Origin of the sequence: Pseudomonas sp. SLBN-26 (assembly GCF_006715895.1) — a bacterium.
GTDB classification, from domain to species: Bacteria; Pseudomonadota; Gammaproteobacteria; order Pseudomonadales; family Pseudomonadaceae; genus Metapseudomonas; species Metapseudomonas otitidis.
The window spans coordinates 697010-716903 of the sequence record NZ_VFOB01000001.1 but is presented as its reverse complement, the minus strand read 5'-3'; the positions used below and the strand labels follow the sequence as shown (position 1 = coordinate 716903).

Annotated in this window: 14 protein-coding genes; 7 read left to right on the top strand and 7 right to left on the bottom strand. The window is 69.4% G+C overall.

Annotation, left to right across the window (positions count from 1 at the left end):
- Window positions 1-157 precede the first annotated feature (157 nt).
- Together FBY21_RS03465 and FBY21_RS03460 are read left to right on the top strand one after the other, a co-directional pair.
- Window positions 158-532, top strand: a complete 375-nt coding sequence (locus FBY21_RS03465; protein WP_142008636.1) for a Rho termination factor N-terminal domain-containing protein — start codon at window positions 158-160, stop codon at window positions 530-532.
- A complete protein-coding gene (locus FBY21_RS03460) occupies window positions 522-1022 on the top strand; it encodes a DUF3203 family protein (protein WP_142008633.1) in 501 nt (166 codons plus the stop codon). Before FBY21_RS03465 ends, FBY21_RS03460 begins: the two co-directional genes overlap by 11 nt.
- A gap of 48 nt (window positions 1023-1070) precedes the next feature.
- Here FBY21_RS03460 and glgB read toward each other — a convergent pair whose 3' ends face one another.
- The 3 genes from glgB to FBY21_RS03445 are packed head-to-tail and all read right to left on the bottom strand — an operon-like array spanning window position 1071 to window position 6862.
- Window positions 1071-3257, bottom strand: a complete 2187-nt coding sequence (gene glgB / locus FBY21_RS03455) for a 1,4-alpha-glucan branching protein GlgB (RefSeq protein ID WP_142008631.1) — start codon at window positions 3255-3257, stop codon at window positions 1071-1073.
- On the bottom strand, window positions 3250-4851 hold the full coding sequence (locus FBY21_RS03450; protein WP_142008629.1) for a putative maltokinase: 1602 nt from the start codon (window positions 4849-4851) through the stop codon (window positions 3250-3252). The genes glgB and FBY21_RS03450 overlap by 8 nt, the downstream gene beginning before the upstream one ends.
- A 10-nt stretch (window positions 4852-4861) precedes the next feature.
- The gene (locus tag FBY21_RS03445) at window positions 4862-6862 is read right to left on the bottom strand and encodes an alpha-1,4-glucan--maltose-1-phosphate maltosyltransferase (RefSeq protein ID WP_142016229.1); all 2001 of its coding nucleotides are present in this window, start codon (window positions 6860-6862) and stop codon (window positions 4862-4864) included.
- Between the two features lie 198 nt (window positions 6863-7060).
- Here FBY21_RS03445 and FBY21_RS03440 point away from each other — a divergent pair, with 198 nt between their 5' ends.
- The 5 genes from FBY21_RS03440 (at window position 7061) to gcvT (ending at window position 15078) form a co-directional block, all read left to right on the top strand.
- The gene (locus FBY21_RS03440) at window positions 7061-8584 is read left to right on the top strand and encodes a sigma-54-dependent transcriptional regulator (protein WP_044399610.1); all 1524 of its coding nucleotides are present in this window, start codon (window positions 7061-7063) and stop codon (window positions 8582-8584) included.
- Window positions 8585-9094: 510 nt separating this feature from the next.
- Complete coding sequence (gene gcvH / locus FBY21_RS03435; protein WP_044399613.1) at window positions 9095-9469, top strand: glycine cleavage system protein GcvH; 375 nt, start codon at window positions 9095-9097, stop codon at window positions 9467-9469.
- Window positions 9470-9481: 12 nt separating this feature from the next.
- A complete protein-coding gene (gene gcvP / locus FBY21_RS03430) occupies window positions 9482-12349 on the top strand; it encodes an aminomethyl-transferring glycine dehydrogenase (protein ID WP_142008627.1) in 2868 nt (955 codons plus the stop codon).
- A gap of 154 nt (window positions 12350-12503) precedes the next feature.
- Window positions 12504-13880: an L-serine ammonia-lyase gene (locus FBY21_RS03425; RefSeq protein WP_142008623.1), complete on the top strand. Its 1377-nt coding sequence runs from the start codon at window positions 12504-12506 to the stop codon at window positions 13878-13880.
- A 73-nt stretch (window positions 13881-13953) separates the two neighbouring features.
- Window positions 13954-15078 carry a glycine cleavage system aminomethyltransferase GcvT gene (gene gcvT, locus FBY21_RS03420; protein ID WP_142008621.1) on the top strand — a complete coding sequence of 375 codons (1125 nt, stop codon included), beginning with the start codon at window positions 13954-13956 and terminating at the stop codon, window positions 15076-15078.
- 89 nt (window positions 15079-15167) lie between these two features.
- Here the strand turns inward: gcvT and FBY21_RS03415 are convergent, their stop codons facing one another.
- The 4 genes from FBY21_RS03415 to FBY21_RS03400 form a co-directional block, all read right to left on the bottom strand.
- Window positions 15168-15779, bottom strand: coding sequence for a LysE family translocator (locus tag FBY21_RS03415; protein WP_044399629.1), 612 nt, complete (start codon window positions 15777-15779; stop codon window positions 15168-15170).
- A gap of 70 nt (window positions 15780-15849) precedes the next feature.
- Window positions 15850-16602, bottom strand: coding sequence for a substrate-binding periplasmic protein (locus FBY21_RS03410; RefSeq protein ID WP_142008618.1), 753 nt, complete (start codon window positions 16600-16602; stop codon window positions 15850-15852).
- 12 nt (window positions 16603-16614) lie between these two features.
- Window positions 16615-18279 carry an ATP-binding protein gene (locus FBY21_RS03405; RefSeq protein ID WP_142008615.1) on the bottom strand — a complete coding sequence of 555 codons (1665 nt, stop codon included), beginning with the start codon at window positions 18277-18279 and terminating at the stop codon, window positions 16615-16617.
- Window positions 18276-19826: a DUF3369 domain-containing protein gene (locus FBY21_RS03400; protein WP_142008613.1), complete on the bottom strand. Its 1551-nt coding sequence runs from the start codon at window positions 19824-19826 to the stop codon at window positions 18276-18278. The genes FBY21_RS03405 and FBY21_RS03400 overlap by 4 nt, the downstream gene beginning before the upstream one ends.
- Window positions 19827-19894 lie beyond the last annotated feature (68 nt).

Here is a 19894-nt window from a genome sequence, read left to right as displayed (position 1 = left end):
GAGTCCCCCCGCAGCGCTGGAAGGTTCAACCTGCTTTCAGGGCGGCGGGACCATCGGTCGAGCGGCGCCGCAGATCACCGGAACTCGCCCGCAGCGCCACCGCTCCCACCCTGTAGCGGGCCTCGCCCCGGAGGCCCGGAAACAGGAGGAGACCGCCATGCCACGCGGCAGCAAAGACGCCTACACCGACAAGCAGAAGCGCAAGGCCGAGCACATCGAGCAGAGCTACGAGGACAAGGGCGTGGCGCCCAAGGAAGCTGAGGCCCGCGCCTGGGCCACGGTGAACAAGCAGTCCGGCGGCGGCGAGAAGTCCGGCTCCGGCACCCGCAAACCGGCCACGGCCAAGCGCGCTGCGCGGCAGTCCTCGGCCCGCCAGGCGGCCGCCACCCGCCAGGGCGCACCGCGTCCGGGCCAGTCCCTGGAAGACAGCACCCGCGCGGACCTGATGATGCGCGCCCGGGACCTGGGCATCGCCGGGCGCTCGCGCATGCGCAAGGCCGAGCTGATCCAGGCGATCCGCCATGCGGCCTGAGCCGCGCCGCCCATCACCGGCTGGCCGCCTGGCGCTGTGCGGCGTCGGTGGCTGGCTGCTGGTGCGCGGCGCCCTGCGTGGCGGCCCGCTGGGGCTGCTGCAGGCCATGCTGGGCGCCGCTGCGCTCTATCGGGCGGCCACCCCGCCAACCCGGCCGGCCCGGCCAGCGGGTGACCACCCCGTGCTGGACCCGCGCCAGGGCATCCGTACCCCGTTCCAGAGCCGCCCACAGCCGGTGCGGCTCCCAGGCCTGCTGAAGGAGGCTCCCATGAGCATCAGTTACGACGTCGACGCCGGTACCTGTTCCATCGAACTCAACGGCAACCATTGCGAACTGCCGATCCGCGACGTGGTGGTCACCACCGACGAAGGGCTGCGCGCCTCGGTGATCCACTGCACGGCGGGCACCGCCCTGCTCACCGAAGACCAGGCCCAGGCGCTGATCGGCGCCGGGGCCCGGGACGAGCGCTTCAACCTGCTGGCGGACTGACCCGCCCTGCCCCCGCCGGCACGCCGCCCGGGCGACGTGCCGGCAGGCTCAGGCCGGCTTGAGCACCAGGCTGCCCAGGGGTGGCAGGTCCAGCACCAGGGCATGGGCCTGGCCGTGGCTGCCGCCCTCCACGGTGGCGGCTTCGGCCAGGGTGCCGGCATGGGAGCCGGCGAAGGCATCCGCATCGCTGTTGAGCAGCACCCGCCAGCGCCCGCCCACGGGCACGCCGATCCGGTAGCCCGGGCGCGGCACCGGGGTGAAGTTGTGCACCACCAGCAGCGAGCCGCCCTCGCGGTCGCGGCGCAGCCAGGCGTACACGCTGTTGACCGAGTCGTCGCCGATCAGCCACTGGAAGCCTTCGGCCTGGCCATCCAGCTGGTGCAGGGCCGGTTCCTCGCGGTGCAGGCGGTTGAGGGCGGCCACCAGGTCGCGCACGCCCTTGTGCTCGGCATAGCGCAGCAGGTACCAGTCCAGCTCGCCGTCGTGGCTCCATTCCCGCCACTGGCCGAACTCGCAGCCCATGAACAGCAGCTTCTTGCCCGGGTGGGTCCACATGAAGCTGAGGTACAGCCGCAGGTTGGCGAACTTCTGCCAGCGGTCGCCGGGCATCTTGTCCAGCAGCGAGCGTTTGCCATGGACCACCTCGTCGTGGGAGATGGGCAGGATGAACTGCTCGGAGAAGGCGTAGAGCAGGCCGAAGGTGAGCTGGTGGTGATGGTGGCTGCGGTGCAGCGGGTCTTCGGCGATGTAGCGCAGGCTGTCGTGCATCCAGCCCATGTTCCACTTGTAGGCGAACCCCAGGCCGCCTTCGCGCACCGGGCGGCTCACGCCCGGCCAGGCGGTGGACTCCTCGGCGATGACCAGCGCACCGGGCGCCTCGGTGGCGACCACGTCATTGAGGTGGCGGAGGAAGTCGATGGCCTCCAGGTTCTCCCGCCCGCCGTGGCGGTTGGGGATCCATTCGCCCTGCTTGCGCGAGTAGTCGCGGTAGAGCATGGAGGCCACCGCATCCACCCGCAGGCCGTCGATGTGGTAGACGCGCAGCCAGTGCAGCGCGGAGGCGATCATGAAGCCGTGCACCTCGTGGCGACCGAGGTTGTAGATGTAGGTGTCCCAGTCCTGGTGGAAGCCCTCGAAGGGGTGCGCGTACTCGTAGAGCGCGGTGCCGTCGAAGCGCGCCAGGCCGTGCTCGTCGGTGGGGAAATGCGCCGGCACCCAGTCGAGGATCACCCCCAGGCCGGCCTGGTGGCAGGCGTCGACGAAGGCGGCGAAGTCCGCCGGGCTGCCGTGGCGGGCGGTGGGCGCGAACAGCGACAGCGGCTGGTAGCCCCAGGAACCGCCGAAGGGGTGCTCCATGATCGGCAGCAGTTCGAGGTGGGTGAAGCCCATCTCCAGGGCATAGGGGATCAGCTGCTCGGCCAGGGCCTGCCAGTGCAGCACCGGCCCTTCCGGCCCACCCTCGCGGCGCCAGGAGCCGACGTGGACCTCGTAGATCGACAGCGGCCGGTCATGGGCCTGTGCGCGGCTGCGCTCGGCCATCCAGGCCTCGTCGTGCCAGTGGAAGGCCAGGGGCTCGGCCACCACCGAGCCGGTGGCGGGCGGGTGCTCGGTGGCCAGGGCCAGCGGGTCGGCCTTCAGCGGCAGCACGCCATGGCTGCCGAGGATCTCGTACTTGTAGACCTCCCCCGGTTGCAGGCGCGGCACGAACAGCTCCCACACGCCCGTGGGGTGACGCAGGCGCATGGGGTGGCGACGGCCATCCCAGCCGTTGAACCCGCCCACCACCGAGACGCGCCGGGCATTGGGCGCCCACACGGCGAAACGCACGCCCTCGACGCCTTCGTGCTCCACCCGCTGGGCGCCGAAGACCTGGCCGAGTTCACGGTGGTTGCCTTCGGCGAACAGGTAGAGGTCCATCTCGCCCAGGCAGGGGCCGAAGCTGTAGGGGTCCTCGGTCTCCTGCACACCGCCGGCCCAGTGGATGCGCAGGCGGTAGCGGCCCTGGCCGCTCCAGGGGGCGCTGAACAGGCCGGGGGTGGCGGCCGGCTGCATGGGCACGGCGCCCTGCTCGTCCAGCAGCTCCACCTGCAGGGCGCCGGGCAGGTAGGCCCGCACCCGCCAGCCATCGGCCACGGGGTGCGGGCCGAGCCAGGCGAAGGGGTCGCCCTGCTCGGCCCGCACCAGGGCCTGGATGGCGTTGCGTTCGGCATCCGCGCCGACAAGGGTCTCACTCATGGGTCACTCCGGGGTCTTGGGTCAGCGCCACCAGGCCGCGCAGCGGCACGGCGAGCCAGTGCGGGCGGTAATGGGCTTCGTAGAGGATTTCGTAGGCGGCCTTCTCGATGCCGAACAGCGCGAGGGCGGCCTGCTCGCCGTCCCGTTCGAACCAGGCGTGGGGCAGCCCGGCGGCGGCGATGCGGTAGGCCTCCAGGCAGGCGCGGCCGGCTTGCTGCCGGTAGCGCTCGGCCAGTTGACGACGCAGGGCTGCGGCCTGGGGCGGGTGGTCCGCCACCCCGTCACCCCGCACCAGCATGGCGGCGGCGTAGTCGAATGAGCGCAGCAGGCCGGCGACGTCCTTGAAGGGGCTGTGGCGGGCCCGGCGTTCGGCCAGGCTGCGGGTGGGTTCGCCTTCGAAGTCGATGAAGCAGGCGTCGCCGTCCTCCACCAGCACCTGGCCCAGGTGCAGGTCGCCATGGACGCGGATCAGCAGCCCGCCGGCGCTGCGCCGGGCGAGGGTCTCCACCTGCTGGCGCAGGGCATCGCGACGCTGCAACAGCTCTGCGGCCAGGGCCGCCGTCTCGGGATCGAGGGCGGCGCGGTGGTCCTCCAGCGCCGCCAGTGCGGCGTCCAGCTGGGCCACCACGCTGCGGGGCCAGGCCTCGGTGGTGGCGGCATCGCTTTCCAGCGGGCCGAAGTCGGCCTCGTCGGAGGGGCGTGCCAGCACACTGTGAAGCTCGCCCAGGCGCCGGCCGAGCACCCCGGCGAAGGACTGCAAGGTGCGCAGTTCGGTTTCGGCGGCCTGCTCACCCCCGGCATCCGCCGCCAGGGCGTTGCGCAGGGCGCGGTCGAGATGCTCCAGGGTCCATTGCCAGGCGTCGCCCTGGTTCGGCCGGAAGGCCTGCAGCACGGCCAGGGTCCGGGCAGCGCCGTCGGCGTCCACCCGGCGCACCTGGCCCAGCAGCGCCGGGACGTGGGCGAAGCCCTGGGCGGTGAGGTAGGCGCCCATCTCCGCCTCCGGGTGCAGGCCGGGCAGCACCCGGCGCAGCAGCTTGAACATGTAGCGCCTGTCGATCACCGCCGAGCTGTTGGACTGTTCCGCCGAGAGCACCTTGACCGGCGCCCCCTGCCAGCCGGGCAAGGCGCCGGCAGCGGCCACCGGCAGCCAGTGCAGCTCGCCGCCGGCCACGGCGCGCACGGGCTCGCGGGCCAGGTCATCGAGCCAGCGGGTGATGAACGCCGGCACGCCGAAGCCCTCCATCAGCACACCGTCGCGCCCGTCCAGGCGCAGGCGGGCCACGGCGCCGCGCAGGGCATCGGAGGCGCCGGCGGCCTGCTCCAAGGGCACGAAGACCAGGGGCACGGGGTAGCTGGCGGGGTCGCCGGGCACCTCCACTTCCACCAGCACGGCCGGCAGCTCTGCCTCGCCACAGGGCACCAGGTACAGCAGCCGGGCGGCATCGGCACGGGTACCGGGGTACCAGCGGCGGCTCGGCAGCCAGCCTTGCAAGGCCGCCTCCAGGGCAGCCGGTGGGAGATCGGCCAGGCTGCCGTCCAGGGTCAGGGTGGGCAGGTCGGGCGGGGTCGCGGGAGCCGGTTCGGGCCTGGGCATGGCGGTGTCCTCAGTCCTGGGGGCGGATGCGCCAGATGCCGAATGGCAGGCGCCAGGGTTCGATGCGCATCCACTGGACCTTGCCGTGCCAGGTCCAGGTGTGGCCGCTCATCAGGTCTTCGCCCTGGGTCATGGCGTCGTCGGGCAGGCCCATCTCCCACAGCGGCAGCTCGAAGTGCGCCTCCTGGGCCTGGTGCGGGTCGAGGCTGATGGCCACCAGGACGAAGTTCTCGCCGTCGGCGCTGCGCTTGCCGAAGTAGAGGATCTGGTCGTTCCAGGCGTTGTAGACCTGCAGGCCGAGGTGGCTCTGCAGGGCCGGGTTCTCCCGGCGGATGCGGTTGAGCTGGGCGATCTCGGCGACGATGTTGCCGGGCGCCTGGTAGTCCCGGGCGCGCAGCTGGTACTTCTCCGAGTCGAGGTACTCCTCCTTGCCGGGCACGGGGGCGGACTCGCAGACCTCGAAGCCGGAATACAGCCCCCACAACCCCGAGCCCATGGCCGCCAGCGCGGCACGGATGAGGAACGCCGCACGCCCCTGGCCCTGCAGGTGGAAGGGGTTGATGTCCGGGGTGTTGACGAAGAAGTTGGGCCGGTAGCAGTCCCGCAGCGGCGGCTGGTTGAGTTCGAGCAGGTACTCGGCCAGCTCGGCCTTGGCGGTGCGCCAGGTGAAGTAGGTGTAGCTCTGGGAGAAGCCCAGCTTGCCCAGGCGCGCCATCATCGCCGGGCGGGTGAAGGCCTCGGCGAGGAAGATCACCTCCGGGTGGCGACCGCGCACCTCGGCGATCAGCCATTCCCAGAACGGCAGCGGCTTGGTGTGGGGGTTGTCGACGCGGAACAGCGTGACGCCCGCCTCTACCCAGCCCAGCACCACGTCGCGCAGGGCCAGCCAGAGGTCGGGCTGGGCCTCGCGGGCATAGAAGTCGACGTTGACGATGTCCTCGTACTTCTTCGGCGGGTTCTCGGCGTGGCGGATGGTGCCGTCGGGGCGCCAGCTGAACCAGCCGGGGTGCTGCGCCAGCCAGGGATGGTCGGGGGAGCACTGGATGGCGAAGTCGAGGGCGATCTCCAGGCCGTGTTCACGGGCCGCCTGCACCAGCGCGAGGAAGTCGTCGCGGCTGCCGAGCTGGGGGTGGATGGCCTCGTGCCCGCCCTCGGCGCTGCCGATGGCGTAGGGGCTGCCGGGGTCGTCCGGGCCGGCCTCCAGGGCGTTGTTCGGCCCTTTGCGGTGGGTGCGCCCGATGGGGTGGATGGGCGGGAAGTAGAGCACGTCGAAGCCCATGGCCTGGATCGCCGGCAGCCGCTCGATGACGTCGCGGAAGGTGCCGTGGCGCTGACCGTCGTTTGCAGCGGAGCGCGGGAACAGTTCGTACCAGCTGGCGAACTCCGCCCGCTTGCGCTCCACCTCCAGGGGGAACAGCGGGCTGCACACCCGGTGCGGGTGGGCCTGGACCCGGTCCACGGCCGCGCGGGTTTCCGGTGCCAGCAGCAGCGCCACGCGCTCCTCCACCGACTGGGTGGCCTCCACCGCCTCGATCAACGTGCGCAGCGCCTCCACCTGCTCCGGCGGGGCCTGGGCCGCGACCCGCTCCAGGTGGGCCACTCCTTCGCGCAGTTCCAGCGCGATGGAGACGCCGGCGGCGTGTTTCTTCGCCAGTTCGTCGCAATAGCTGGCGTACAGGTCCCACCAGGCCTCCACGGCGAACACCACGCGGCCGACCCGGGGCGGCACGAAGCGGGCCTGCCAGTGGTCGTTGCCCAGCGGCTGCATGGGCACCCGCTGCCATTGGGCCTCGCGGGACTCGCGCCACAGCAGCTGGGCCGCCAGCTTGTCGTGGCCATCGGCGAAGATCACCGCGCTCACCGTGCGCGGCTCGCCGGCGATGGCCTTGGCAGCGAAACGGCCGCCATCCACCACCGGCTCCACCGCCTCGATGGCGATGCGCGGGCAGGCCAGGGCTTCTTCCAGGGACAGCGCGCCGGTCAGGCGCGCCACGGATTCGGCAGGGTGCATGGGAAACATGGACGGGCTCCTTGTGGCCGGCGCGCAGCGGGCCGACCCACGGCCGCGCCGGTTGGCGGGAATCTGCTAGTTCCGAGCCCGGGCCGTCGGCAAAGTTCGAACTGATTGCGCCACCCCGGCACCACCCGGGCATGGCTCCGGCCCGGCGGGAGCGGCATAATCCCCGCTCCTTCGTACGGCCCGGTTTCCATGCGCATTCACGTCACCTTCATCGATCGCGTCGGCATCACCCAGGAAGTGCTCGCCCTGCTCGGCGGACGCAACCTCAACCTGGATGCGGTGGAGATGGTGCCGCCGAACGTCTACATCGACGCGCCGACCCTGAGCCCCGAGGTGCTGGACGAGCTGCGCGAGGCCCTGCACAAGGTGCACGGCGTGCAGGACGTGACGGTGGTGGACATCCTCCCCGGCCAGCGCCACCGTCTGCAGCTGGATGCGCTGCTGGCGGCGATGACCGACCCGGTGCTGGCAGTGGACGGCAATGGCCGCGTGCTGCTGGCCAACCCGGCGCTGGTGGCGCTGTACGGTGAGGAACCGGCCGGCATCACCCTGGCCCAGCTGTTCGGCGACGAGAGCCTGCACGAGGTGCTGCGCGAGCAGGGCTTCCGCCTGCCGCTGCGGGAAATCCAGCTCAAGGGCCAGGCGCTGTTGCTGGACGCGGTGCCGATCAACGAGGGCGAGCGCCTCACCGGGGCGCTGCTGACCCTCTACCTGCCCAACCGCATCGGCGAGCGGCTCTCGGCCCTGCACCACGACCACGCCGAGGGCTTCGACTCGCTGCTGGGCGACTCCCAGCCCATCCGCACCCTCAAGGCCCGTGCCCTGCGGGTGGCGGCCCTGGATGCGCCCCTGCTGATCACCGGCGAGACCGGTACCGGCAAGGAGCTGGTGGCCCGGGCCTGCCACGCCGTCAGCGCCCGGCGCAACCAGCCGTTCCTGGCGCTGAACTGCGCGGCCCTGCCGGAGAACCTCGCCGAGAGCGAGCTGTTCGGCTATGCCCCGGGCGCCTTCACCGGTGCCCAGCGCGGCGGCAAGCCGGGCCTGCTGGAGCTGGCCAACCAGGGCACGGTGTTCCTCGACGAGATCGGCGAGATGTCACCCTACCTGCAGGCCAAGCTGCTGCGCTTCCTCAGCGATGGCTGCTTCCGCCGGGTGGGCGGCGACCGCGAGGTGAAGGTGGACGTGCGCATCCTCAGCGCCACCCACCGCAACCTGGAGAAGATGGTGGCCGAGGGCAGCTTCCGCGAGGACCTGTTCTACCGCCTCAACGTGCTCAGCCTGGACGTGCCGCCGCTGCGCGAGCGGGAGCAGGACATCCTCCTGCTGGCGCGCTTCTTCATGCAGCAGGCCTGCACCCAGATCCAGCGGCCGCCGTGCCGGCTGGCACCCGGCACCTACCCGGCGCTGCTGGGCAACCGCTGGCCGGGCAACGTGCGCCAGCTGCAGAACGTGATCTTCCGTGCGGCCGCCATCTGCGAGAGCAACATCGTGGAAATCGGCGACCTGGACATCGCCGGCACCGCCGTGGCCCGGCAAAGCGACGGCGAAGTGAACAGCCTGGAAGAGGCCGTGGAGAACTTCGAGCGCGGCCTGCTGGAGAAGCTCTTCGCCAGCTACCCCTCCACCCGCCAGTTGGCCGCCCGGCTCAAGACCTCCCACACCGCCATTGCCCATCGTCTGCGCAAGTACGGCATCCCGGGCAAGAACGCATGAGCGACCTTGCGAATCGCTCGTAAGCGATTGATTTTCAAATAATAAAACCACCATTCAAGAGCGACCTTCGCCGCCGCTGGCGGCCGCCTGCCTGGGGCTGCGAGCACGCGCCTGGCAGCCTCGGGGGGCTCGCAGCGCTCAAACCAAACAATTCACACTAGATAATCATTCTATCTAATTGTTTTTTGTTGAATTTTATTTAATTTATTACGCAATCGTATCGATTTCGCTACAGCGTAGCGAAATCGCAACAAATCCTTTGGAAGCCCCATCACGCCTGGATTGCGCGCACATGGCCGGCCGGTCACCGCGAGAGCCGTAGCGATTTCGCTACACGCACCAAAAGATTTCACATCAATAAAACATCTTATCTATTTGTTTTTATTGAATTTTTATTCGATGGCATCCGCCTTGCTATGAGGCGCCCAGACAGCACGGGGCGACGCTCCGTGCCGGGGGTCCCTATCAGCGCCCGGCAAAGAACCGGGCCACCGCATCGAGGAGTTACCAATGAGCCAATTGCGCTTTACCGCTGATCACGAATGGCTGCGCCTGGACGCAGACGGCCTGGTCACCGTCGGCATCACCGACTTCGCCCAGGACGCACTCGGCGACGTGGTCTTCGTTCAACTCCCCGAGCTGCAACGCTACGCCAAGGGCGAGGAAGTCGCCGTGCTGGAGTCGGTCAAGGCCGCCAGCAACATCGTCATGCCGCTGGACGGCGAGGTGGTGGAAGTCAACGGCGAGCTGCCCGACACCCCCGAGCAGGTCAACGAGGACCCGCAAGGCAAGGCCTGGTTCTTCCGCATGCGCCTGGACGATGCCGGTGCACTGGATGGCCTGCTCGACCAGGCCGGCTACGATGCTTTGGTGAAGAACGCCTGAGGAACACCCGCCATGCCCATCCAGACCCGTTCCCTCGACACCGCCAACGAGTTCATCGCCCGCCACATCGGCCCGCGTGAGGCCGACATCCAGGCCATGCTGGACCTGCTCGGCCACAGCGACCTGGAAGCCTTGACCGCCAGCGTCATCCCCGAGTCCATCAAGGACAGCAGCGTGCTCGACCTGGCCCTGCCCGGCCAGGGCGAAGCCGAAGCCCTCGCGGCCATCAAGGCCATCGCCGCCAGGAACCAGCTGCTGCGCAACCACATCGGCCAGGGCTACTACCCCTGCCACACGCCGAGCCCGATCCTGCGCAACCTGCTGGAAAACCCGGCCTGGTACACCGCCTACACCCCCTACCAGCCGGAGATCTCCCAGGGCCGCCTGGAATCCCTGCTGAACTTCCAGACGCTGATCAGCGACCTCACCGGCCTGCCCATCGCCAACGCCTCCCTGCTGGACGAAGGCACCGCCGCCGCCGAGGCCATGACCTTCTGCAAGCGCCTGTCGAAGAACAAGGCCAGCAACGCCTTCTTCGCCTCCCGTCATTGCCACCCGCAGACCCTGGACGTGCTGCGCACCCGTGCCGCGCCCCTGGGCATCGAAGTGGTGGTGGGCGATGAGCGCGAGATCAGCGACGTTTCCGCCTACTTCGGCGCGCTGCTGCAGTACCCCGCCACCGACGGCGACATCCATGACCACCGCGACCTGGTGGAGCGCCTGCACGGCGCCAATGCCCTGGTGGCGGTCGCGGCCGACCTGCTGGCCCTGACCCTGCTGACCCCGCCCGGTGAGTTCGGTGCCGACGTGGCCCTGGGCAGCGCCCAGCGCTTCGGCGTGCCGCTGGGCTTCGGCGGCCCCCACGCGGCCTACTTCGCCACCCGCGATGCGTTCAAGCGCGACATGCCCGGCCGCCTGGTGGGCGTGTCCATCGACCGCCACGGCAAGCCCGCCCTGCGCCTGGCCATGCAGACCCGCGAGCAGCACATCCGCCGCGAGAAGGCCACCAGCAACATCTGCACCGCCCAGGTGCTGCTGGCCAACATCGCCAGCATGTACGCCGTCTACCACGGGCCCCAGGGCCTGACCCGCATCGCCAAGCGCGTGCACCAGCTCACCGCCATCCTCGCCGAGGGCCTGGCACAGCTGGGCCACAGCGTCGAGCAGCAGCACTTCTTCGACACCCTGACCCTGGCCACCGGCGCCCGTACCGCCGAGCTGCACGCCAAGGCCCGCGCCCGGGGCATCAACCTGCGCGAGATCGATGACCAGCGCCTGGGCCTGTCCCTGGACGAGACCACCACCCAGGCCCATGTGGAAGAGCTCTGGGCGCTGTTCAGCGACAGCCAGGCCATGCCGGCGTTCGACGCCCTGGCCGGCACCGCCGCCAGCCGCCTGCCCGCCGCCCTGCTGCGCCAGTCGCCGATCCTCAGCCACCCGGTGTTCAACCGTTACCACTCGGAAACCGAGCTGATGCGCTACATGCGCAAGCTGGCCGACAAGGACCTGGCCCTGGACCGCAGCATGATCCCGCTGGGCTCCTGCACCATGAAGCTGAACGCCGCCAGCGAGATGATCCCGATCACCTGGGCCGAGTTCGGCAACCTGCACCCCTTCGCCCCGGCCGAGCAGTCCCAGGGCTACCAGCAGCTGACCCAGGAGCTGGAAGCCATGCTCTGCGCCGCCACCGGCTATGACGCCGTGTCGCTGCAGCCCAACGCCGGCTCCCAGGGCGAGTACGCCGGCCTGCTGGCCATCCGCGCCTACCACCTGAGCCGTGGTGACGACCAGCGCGACATCTGCCTGATCCCGCAATCGGCCCACGGCACCAACCCGGCCACCGCCAACATGGCTGGCATGCGCGTGGTGGTCACCGCCTGCGACGCCCGTGGCAACGTCGACATCGCCGACCTCAAGGCCAAGGCCGAAGAGCACCGCGAGCGCCTCGCCGCGATCATGATCACCTACCCCTCCACCCACGGCGTGTTCGAGGAAGGCATCCGCGAGATCTGCGAGATCATCCACGCCAACGGCGGCCAGGTGTACATCGACGGCGCCAACATGAACGCCATGGTCGGCCTCTGCGCCCCGGGCCAGTTCGGCGGCGACGTGTCCCACCTGAACCTGCACAAGACCTTCTGCATCCCCCACGGCGGTGGCGGCCCGGGCGTCGGCCCGATCGGCGTCAAGGCCCACCTGGCTCCCTTCCTGCCCGGCCACGGCCATCTGGTGCGCAAGGAAGGCGCGGTCAGCGCCGCGCCCTTCGGCAGCGCCAGCATCCTGCCCATCACCTGGATGTACATCCGCATGATGGGCGGCGCCGGCCTGCGTCGCGCCTCGCAGCTGGCGATCCTCAACGCCAACTACATCGCCCGTCGCCTGGAAGAGCACTACCCGGTGCTCTACACCGGCACCAACGGCCTGGTGGCCCACGAATGCATCCTCGACCTGCGCCCGCTCAAGGACAGCAGCGGCATCAGCGTCGATGACGTGGCCAAGCGCCTGATCGACTTCGGCTTCCACGCCCCCACCATGTCCTTCCCGGTGGCCGGCACGCTGATGATCGAGCCCACCGAGAGCGAGTCCAAGGAAGAGCTGGACCGCTTCTGCGACGCCATGATCCGCATCCGCAACGAGATCCGCGCGGTGGAGACCGGCGCGCTCGACGCCGAGGACAATCCGCTGAAGAACGCCCCGCACACCGCGGCGGAGCTGGTCGGTGAGTGGGCCCACCCCTACAGCCGCGAGCAGGCCGTGTACCCGACCGCCAGCCTGGTGGAAGGCAAGTACTGGCCGCCGGTGGGCCGGGTCGACAACGTCTATGGCGACCGCAACCTGGTCTGTGCCTGCCCGTCCATCGAGGCCTACCAGGACGCCTGACCGGCCCGTGAAGGTGGGAGCGAGTTCATTCGCGAATGAATTCGCTCCCACGCACCGCCTTGCGCTTCAACGGTCGGGCCGCACGGCCCGGCCACCCCGAGTGTCTACGCTGACCCAATAACAACGAGCACGAACCAGGCTCAGGAGCGACACCATGTCCCTCAGCGTCTTCGACCTGTTCAAGATCGGCATAGGCCCTTCCAGCTCCCACACCGTCGGCCCGATGCGGGCGGCTGCCCGCTTCGTCGAGGGCCTGCGGCGGGAGCACCTGCTGGCCAGCACCACCAGCCTCAAGGTGGAGCTGTACGGCTCCCTGGGCGCCACGGGCAAGGGCCACGGCAGCGACAAGGCGGTCCTGCTCGGCCTGGAGGGCGAGCAACCGGACACCGTCGACACCGAAGCCGTGGAGGCCCGCCTGAAGGCCATCCGCGACAGCGGCGAGCTGCGCCTGGGTGGCGAGAAGCCCATCCGCTTCGTGGAGAAAGAGCACCTGGCGCTGATCCGCAAACCCCTCGACTTCCACCCCAACGGCATGATCTTCCGCGCCTTCGACGCGGCCGGCCTGCAGTTGCGTGCCCGCGAGTACTACTCGGTGGGCGGCGGTTTCGTGGTGGACGACGAGGCCGCCGGGCGCGACCGCATCGTCGAGGACCAGACGCCCCTCGCCTACCCCTTCAAGACCGGCAAGGAACTGCTCGCCCACTGCGCTGCCAGCGGCCTCTCCATCAGCGCACTGATGCGCGAGAACGAGAAGGCCTGGCGCAGCCCCGAGGAGACCAGCGCCGGGCTGCAGCGCATCTGGCAGGTGATGCAGGACTGCGTGAAGGCCGGCTGCCGCAAGGAGGGCATCATGCCCGGCGGGCTCAAGGTCAAGCGCCGCGCCGCCGCGCTGTTCCGCCAGCTCAGCGAGCGCCCTGAGGCCGCCCTGCGCGACAGCCTGACGGTGCTGGACTGGGTCAACCTCTACGCCCTGGCGGTGAACGAGGAGAACGCCACCGGCGGGCGCGTGGTCACCGCGCCCACCAATGGCGCGGCGGGCATCGTCCCGGCGGTGCTGCACTACTACACGCGCTTCGTCCCGGGCGCCAATGACGAGGGTGTGGAGCGCTTCCTGCTCACCGCCGCCGCCATCGGCATCCTCTACAAGGAGAACGCCTCCATCTCCGGCGCCGAAGTGGGCTGCCAGGGCGAGGTGGGCGTGGCCTGCTCCATGGCCGCCGGCGCGCTCTGCGAAGTCATGGGCGGCAGCGTGCAACAGGTGGAGAACGCCGCCGAGATCGGCATGGAACACAACCTGGGGCTGACCTGCGACCCGGTCGGCGGCCTGGTCCAGGTGCCCTGCATCGAACGCAACGCCATGGGCTCGGTGAAGGCCATCAACGCGGCACGCATGGCCCTGCGCGGTGACGGCCAGCACTTCATCTCCCTCGACAAGGTGATCCGCACCATGCGCCAGACCGGGGCCGACATGAAGAGCAAGTACAAGGAAACCGCTCGCGGCGGCCTCGCCGTGAACATCATCGAATGCTGAGTGCCGGTCCGTCGGGCGCCCAGCGCCCACGGACCCTCAATCGGTGCGCGCGGCGCACCTACAGGAAGACGGAATGACCACTGAAACCCTCGCCAAGACCCCGCTGCACGCACTGCACCTCGAACTCGGCGCGAAGATGGTGCCCTTCGCCGGCTACGACATGCCGGTGCAGTACCCCCTGGGCGTGCTCAAGGAGCACCTGCACACCCGCGACCAGGCCGGGCTGTTCGACGTCTCCCACATGGGTCAGATCCGCCTGCGCGGCAACCACGCCGGCCAGGCCCTGGAAACCCTGGTGCCGGTGGACATCATCGACCTGCCGGTGGGCCTGCAGCGCTACGCGGTGTTCACCGATGCCAACGGCGGCATCCTCGACGACCTGATGGTGGCGCGCCTGGCCCCGGATGAGCTGATGCTGGTGGTCAACGCCGCCTGCAAGGACCAGGACCTGGCCCACCTGCGCCAGCATATCGGTGGCCAGTGCGAGATCGAACCGCTGTTCGAGGCCCGCGCCCTGCTGGCCCTCCAGGGCCCTGCTGCCGCCGACGTGCTGGGCCGCCTGGCCCCGGAAGTGAAGAAGATGACCTTCATGCAGTTCGGCAGCGTGCGCCTGGAAGGCGTGGAGTGCTACGTCAGCCGCTCCGGCTACACCGGCGAGGATGGCTACGAGATCTCCGTGCCCGCCGACAAGGCCGAGGCCCTTGCCCGTACCCTGCTGGCCCAGCCCGAAGTCCAGCCCATCGGCCTCGGCGCCCGCGACTCGCTGCGCCTGGAAGCCGGCCTGTGCCTGTACGGCCACGACATGAGCAGCGCCACCACCCCCATCGAAGCCAGCCTCGGCTGGGCCCTCTCCAAGGTGCGCCGTGCCGATGGCGCCCGTGCCGGCGGCTTCCCGGGCGCCGAGCGCATCTATGCCCAGCAACGCGATGGCGTGGCGCAGAAGCGCGTCGGGCTGCTGCCCCAGGAGCGCGTACCGGTGCGTGAAGGCGCGGAAATCGTCGATGCCGACGGCGCGGTGATCGGCCGCGTCACCAGCGGCGGCTTCGGCCCCAGCCTGGGCGGCCCCGTGGCCATGGGCTACCTGCCCGCCGACAAGGCCACGCTGGACACCGACGTCTGGGCCATGGTGCGCGGCAAGCGCGTGCCCATGAAGGTCGCCCGCACCCCCTTCGTGCCGCAGCGCTACTACCGCGGCTGACGCTTTACCCTCGATGCCCCACCGGCGGCCCCTCGCCGGCCCGGGGCCTTCAGGCGGCGGGTCTACCGCCGCCTTTTCTTATCCTCGCCTCAGCGCGTCAGCGGCAACGCCAGCCCCGCCATCCCGAACAGCCCGCCGCACACCTGGTTGAAGCGCCGGCCGCTGCGCGCCAGCCAGGGGCGGACGCGGTGGGCCAGGCGGGCGAGCAGGTACTCCACCACGCATTCGATGATCACGAAGGTCAGGGTCATGACCACGCACTGCAGCCACAGGGGGCGTGCGGGGTCGAGGAACTGGGAGACGAAGGCGCCGAAGAACAGGATCACCTTGGGGTTGGACAGTGCCGAGAACATGCCCTGGCGGAACAGGCTGAGGTTGCTGCGCCGGCCGACCTCGGTGCCGGCGTCCAGCTGGATGCCGGGCGAGCGCCAGAGCTGGATGCCGAGCCAGATCAGGTACAGGCCGCCGGCCACCTTGAGCAAGGTCAGCGCCTGGGCGGAGGCCTTGAGCAGCGCGCCGATGCCGAACATGGACAGCGCCATCAGCAGGGCGAAGCCGAGCGCGCCGCCGCTGATGGTGAACAGCGCCCGGCGATGCCCATGGAGGGCGCCATGGGACAGTGCCAGCAAGGCGTTGGGGCCGGGTGTGAGGGACAGGCCGAGGACGGCCAGCAGGTAGATCAGCCAGGTATGCAAGGCCATCGGGTGGGGCTCCAGGGCAGGCGCGAGGCGCCAGTCTAGCGAGCCTCCCTGGGCAGCGCGAGGCCGACGTTCACTCCCGGTAGCGCTGCTGGAAGTCGGCGAGCATCTTCTGGTAGCGCCCCGTGCTGCGCAGGGCCTGCAGGCCCTTCTCGAACACAGCCGCGAGCCGCGCCCCATCCGGGTTGACCTTGGAGAAGGCCAGCCAGAAGCCGTCCTCCTGCATCAACCCCACCTGTTTCACCCTGCCCCGAAACTCACCGCTCTGCTGGATGCGCATCAGCCCGGGCATGGTGTTCATCAGGATGTAGTCGACGCGCCCCGCCGCCAGCATCTGCAGTAGCTGCGCATCGGAGTTGGCGGTGAAGCGCTCGATGGCCGGGTTCTCCATGAAGGCCGTCGGGTAGGTGTAGCCATTGGTGATGCCGACGCTGTGGCCATCGAGGTCGGCGGTCTTCAGGTCCTGCCGGGGTTCGTCGGCGCGACCGAAGATGGCCAGGCCTTCCTTGAACAGCGGGGTCGGGTGCCAAACGTATTGGTCGCGGTTGGCGTCGGTGATGGTGACGTCGAAGCAGGCCACGGCCTGCTTGCCCTCCTCTGCCAGCAGCAGGCAGCGGGAAAACGGCACGGTGAGGAACTGCACCTCCACACCCTGGGTGGCGAACGCCTCGCGCACCAGCTCCGGTGCAAAGCCTTCAGGTTCTTTGCTGTCGAAACGCTTGGAAGAATAAGGTGCCCAGTCGTCCTCGGCGGCAATCACCACCGTTTCGGCCGCCACCGGCCCAACACAGGCAGCCAGCACGACTGCCAGGAGCCATGCTTTCATCACGCCCCTCCTCTATTGGCGCGGGCCGGCGGGCCCGCCATTGGCCTCCACCAGTTGGCTCGGCAGCTCGCGGGGCATCCAGATCTGGAAGTGCACGCCGGCACCGGGAGCGGACTCGAACTTCAACCGGCCGTTGAGCTTGCGGGTGATCAGGTTGAAGACGATGTTCAGGCCCAGGCCGGTCCCACCCTCGCCGCGCTTGGTGGTGAAGAAAGGTTCGAAGATGCGCTCGTGCAGCTCCGCCGGTACGCCGCTGCCGTTGTCACGGTAGTCCAGCAGCACCTCGTCGCCCTCAGCCTTCAGGGACAGGACGATTCGCGCGGCCTGGGTCTCGGAGAAGGCGTGGCGCACGCTGTTCATGATGAGGTTGGCCACCACCTGGGTGAGCACGCCGGGCAGGCTCTGCATGGTCAGCTCGGCGCCGCAGTCCAGCACCGGTTCCACCGGCACCTTGCGGGTCTCGGGGTGCAGGCTGGTTATCAGGGCCTCCAGCACCTGGCGCACCTGGAACTGGCAGCGGGCCTCGGACACCTGGTCCACGGCAGTCTGCTTGAAGTTGGCGATCAGCCGCGCGGCGCGGCCGATGTTGTGGTCGAGCATGGTGCTGCTGTCCTGGGCGCGCTGCAGCAGGCTGCGGAAGGCGTCGCTGGTCAGGGTCTGGGCCTGGAACTGGCTCTGCAACTCGCCCAGCACCTCTCCCAGCACCGAGGAGGCGGTGACGGCGATGCCCAGCGGGGTGTTCACCTCATGGGCCACCCCTGCCACCAGGCCGCCCAGTGCCGCCAGCTTCTCGGACTGGATCAGCTGCCCCTGGGCTTCGCGCAGCTGGCACACACTTTCAGTCAGCTCGCGGGTCCGCTCGGCGACGGTGGACTCCAGCTGGTCGGAGTAGGCCTTGAGCTTCTCCTCCCCTTCGCGCACCTGCCGCAGGTTGTCACCCAGGGCCTGCAGGTGCTGGTTGGTGGCGCGCACCAGCACGCCGATCTCGTTCTCGGCGTGTCCGGCGGGCTCGCTGAGGCGGGCGTTCTCCGGGGCGGCGATGTCCACCCGGGCAATGGAGAAGATCAGCTGGCGCAACGGACGGGTGACCCAGATATAGAAGATCAGCAGCAGGATCAGCGAGATGGCCAGGGCATAGACCAGGCCGCTGACCAGGGTCACCACGGCGCGGTGGAGGAACTCGCCGCCGTAGGGGAAGGTGTCCACTTCCACCAGCAGATCGCCCAGCCAGCCGGCCGCGCCGATGCCGAGCTTCTCGGTGGACAGGCGCAGTTGGTAGTGGCGCGTCATGCCGAACAGCATGTCGTTGAGGGCGCGGCCTTCGGTCTGCGTCAGGCTGCGGGAACGGTCGGCGAACAGCTTGCCTTCCGGCAGCATGATCCGTGCGCCGACCACGCCGCGCTGCTCGAGCATGCCCTTGAGCAGGTCGTCGGCGGTGCTCTGGTCGAGGCTGAACACCACGGTGGTGGCCGGGTCGCGCACCAGGCCGAACAGGGCCTGCACGTCCGCGTCCGGCAGGTCACGGCTGCGCTCGTAGTCCAGCGCGATCTGCACCAGGCTGACCACCAGGCCCAGCGCCACCGCACAGACCAGGGTCAGGCGCAGCAGGCTGGCGGAAAGGCTGCGCCCGACCACGACCTGGCCTTGCTCGGGGCCGACAGGTGGCGCGGCGGTCATGAGTGGTGCTCGTCCGGGTCGTCGGGGTACTGGTCACGGATGGCGAAGAAGGCGTCCTGGTGCTCCAGCAGCAGATCCACCAGTTGCGGCTCGAAATGCCGGCCGCGCTCGGAGCGGATCAACTCCAGTACCTCTTCCCGGGGCCAGGGCTCCTTGTAGGCGCGCCGCGAACAGAGGGCGTCGAAGACGTCCGCCAGGGCGATGATCCGCCCCGACAGGGGAATGGCCTCCCCGGCCAGGCCCTGGGGGTAGCCGTTGCCGTCCCAGCGCTCGTGGTGGTTGCCGGCGATCTGCGCGCCCACCTGCATCAGCAACCGGCGGGAGCGCTGGAGGATGGCCACGCCGTAGTCGACGTGCTTCTTCATCACCACCCACTCGTCGGGGTCGAGCTTGCCGGGCTTGTGCAGGATGGCGTCGGGAATCGCCACCTTGCCGATGTCATGCAGCGGCGAGGCGTGCTGGATCAGGTACACCTCGCGCTCCGGCAGGCCGTAGAGCCGCGCCAGCATTTCGCTGAACAGCGAAACGCGCTGCACGTGGGCGCCGGTCTCCTTGCTGCGCACCTCCACGGCGTTGGCCAGGGTGTAGACCAGCTCCTTGGAGGTTTCCTGCAGGTCTTCCAGCAGGTTGATGTTCTCGAAGGTGATGGCCACGTTGCGCATGTAGATTTCCAGCAACTGCCGGTCCAGCTCGCTCAGCGGCTCCAGGTGGGTGACGTAGAGCAGGCTGGCGCCGCCGCGCTCGTTGCTGTGGTAGAGCACGTAGGCGTCGTCGTAGTGGCACGAGGCCTTGGCCTCCAGCACCTGGCGGAAGCGCTCGGCGACATCACCAGGCAGGGTTTGCAGCGAGTCGTCGGCCTGGTAGCTGTGGAACTCGCCGGTGGCGGCCAGGGTGCGGGTCTGTTCGTGCCCTTCCCCGGGGCAGACCATGCAGTACAGCGCCGACTGCCCCAGGTGCAGCAGGGTGGTCAGTTGCTCCAGCACCGTGGAGGAGAACACCTTGAGGGTCGCGGCGTTCTGCACCTTGGCGCAGGCCTCCAGCACATGGCTCAGGCCCCGGCGCTGGGCCTCGATCACCCCCAGGTCGCGGTACGAGCGCAGCATCGAATACAGCAGCGTGCGCAGCTTCTGGGTGGTGAGCTCGGTCTTTTCCTTGTAGTCGTCCACCTCGTACTCGCGGATGACCCGGTCCTCCGGCGCCTGGCCGGCCTGCCCGGTGCGCAGCACCAGGCGCGTCATGCGGTTGTTGCAGGTTTCCCGCAGGTAGCGCACCAGGTCCAGCCCGGCGTGCTCGGTTTCCATCACCACGTCGATCAGCGCCAGGGCGATGTCGTCCCGTGACTTGAAAATGTCACGGGCCTGGGCGGCGGAATAGGCGGGAACCAGCTCCAGGGGTCGCCCCTGGAACTCGAAGCTGCTCAAGGCGAGCCGGGTGACGGCGTGTACCTCGGCATCATCGTCCACCACCAGCACGCACCACGGCGGGATCGGCCGGGGAGCGGGCGGCGGTGAATGGGTTGAGGAGGGAGAATCGGCGAAGAAGTCCATAGCACTCATCCTGGACAAGGCCCAATGCCAGCAGCATAGACGGCCCGGATGGAGTGACTGGATTTTTT